General features: G+C 69.7%; 1 protein-coding gene. It reads right to left on the bottom strand.

The features are described 5' to 3' along the window. Positions 1-250: 250 nt before the first annotated feature. Positions 251-2,092 (bottom strand): single-stranded-DNA-specific exonuclease RecJ, encoded by a 1,842-nt coding sequence (recJ, locus tag BRAS3809_RS33165; RefSeq protein WP_008966386.1) that lies wholly within the window; start codon positions 2,090-2,092, stop codon positions 251-253. Positions 2,093-2,188: the final 96 nt, after the last annotated feature.

Here is a 2,188-nt window from a genome sequence, read left to right as displayed (position 1 = left end):
CGATGAGGGCTTCGGCCACGCATCACTCGGGCGCGAATGCGCGGCGAGATCGAATGATCATGTTTGCGCTGGATCGTCTGAGGCACGATGCGCGCCCCACACTCCACTGTCGTCCCGGCCCCCGAGCCGGGACCCATACCCACAGGGAGCAGTTCGAGGCACGATCGCCATGGGCATCTCGTCCTCACAACTTCTGCTGCGGCGTATGGGTCCCGGCTCAAGGCCGGGACGACGGCGGAATATGCAACAGCTACCTGATCATCGCCGGGCCGTGATCCGGCACGGCGACATCCAGCACACGCAGCTGCACGCGCTCGACGCCCTGGTAGCGGTCGACGGTCAGGGTGCCGGCGACATGGAGGAGCTGGCCGCGATGCTGCACCAGCGCGTTGCCGAGCTTCTGGCCGACCGAGCGGAACGCGATTGCGTTCACGGTGGCGCCGTCGCCGGACTTGAAGCGCAGCTTGAGATGCGCCTGCCCGACCTCGTCGGCATAGACCAGCTGATGCGACGGCAGCGCCACGATCGGCTCGGGATTGCCGCTGCCGAACGGACCGGCGCGATTGAGCGTCGCGACCAGCTCGGGCGTCGCCGCGCGCGCGCTGATCGCGCCGTCGATCAGGATCTCGTTGACGTGGCGCGCCTCGGCGACGTCGGCCGCCAGCGCGCTTTCCAGATAGGCGCGAAACTCCGCCAGCCGCTCCTTGCGCAGGGTGACGCCGGCCGCCATCGCGTGTCCGCCGCCCTTCATCAGCAGGCCCTGCTCCACCGCGTGACGCACCGCCTTGCCGAGATCAACGCCGGGAATGGAGCGCCCCGATCCCGTGCCGATGCCGCCGGGCTCGAGCGCGATCGCGAATGCCGGCCGCGCGAACTTCTCCTTCAGCCGCGACGCCACCAGCCCGACCACGCCGGGATGCCAGCCTTCGGACGCGGTGACGATGACCGCGCCCTTGTCCTCCAGGCCGAGCGAGGCCAGCGCCTCGGCCTCAGCCTGCGCCTCCGCCTGCTGCTCGATGACGCGGCGCTCGGTGTTGAGGCGGTCGAGCTCGGCGGCGATGCGCGCGGCCTCGGAGACGTCGCCCTCGAGCAGCAGCCGTACGCCGAGATCGGCGCGGCCGATGCGACCGCCGGCATTGATGCGCGGCCCGAGCATGAAGCCGAGATGCCACGCCTCGGGCGGGCCGTTCAGGCGCGCGACGTCCATCAGCGCGGTGTGGCCGACATGGTCGCGCCGGCGCATCGCGATCAGGCCCTTGGCGACGAAAGCGCGGTTCAGCGCGATCAGCGGCGCGACGTCGGCAACGGTGCCGAGCGCGACGTGATGCAGCATCGACAGCAGGTCCGGCTCCAGCCGCGTGGCGTTCCAGAAGCCGCGGCTGCGCAGCTCGCGATTGACCGCAACCAGGGTCACGAAGGTCAGTCCGACGGCTGCGAGATAACCGAGGCCGGACAGATCGTCGGGCCGGTTCGGATTGACCAGCGCCTCGACCTCCGGCAGCTCCTCGCCGCATTGGTGGTGGTCGATCACGACCACGGACATGCCGAGCCGCCGCGCCTCCGCCAAGGGCTCCAGGCTGGTGGTGCCGCAGTCCACGGTGACCAGCAGGGTCGCGCCCTTGCTGGCGAGCGCGCGGATGGCGTCAGTGTTCGGGCCGTAGCCTTCGAAGATGCGATCGGGAATGTGGATCAGCGGATCGAGCCCGCAATGCCGCAGATGCCAGGCGAGCAGCGCCGCCGAGGTGGCGCCGTCGACGTCGTAGTCGCCGAAGATCGCGACCTTCTCGCCCTTCGCGGCGGCATCGGCGATGCGCTGCGCCGCCGCCTCCATCTGCGTCACCGTGAACGGGTCGGGCATCAGCTTGCGGATGGTGGGATCGAGAAAGTCGTTGACGGCATCGAGCGCGACGTCGCGCCCGGCCAGCACTCGCGCCAGCATCTCCGGCAGCTGATAGCGCTGCACGATGGCCAGCGCCCGGGCCGCGCCGCGGGCGTCGAGCCGGTCACGCCACAATTTGTTGGTCAGCGACAGCCGCACGCCGAGGAACGCCTGGGGGGCGCTGATCGGCAACGCGGTGGCGGACAAGGTCATCAGTCGCAAAGCCTCACAGGCGCATCGGCGATTCGCAAGCAGGCCGAAAATCTATCGCAAGCCGGCCGCCAGATCAGGTTCTCGGCCGGGAACCCC

Source organism: Bradyrhizobium sp. STM 3809, assembly GCF_000239795.1.
Taxonomy (GTDB): domain Bacteria; phylum Pseudomonadota; class Alphaproteobacteria; order Rhizobiales; family Xanthobacteraceae; genus Bradyrhizobium.
This window is presented reverse-complemented; position numbering and strand designations above follow the sequence as displayed.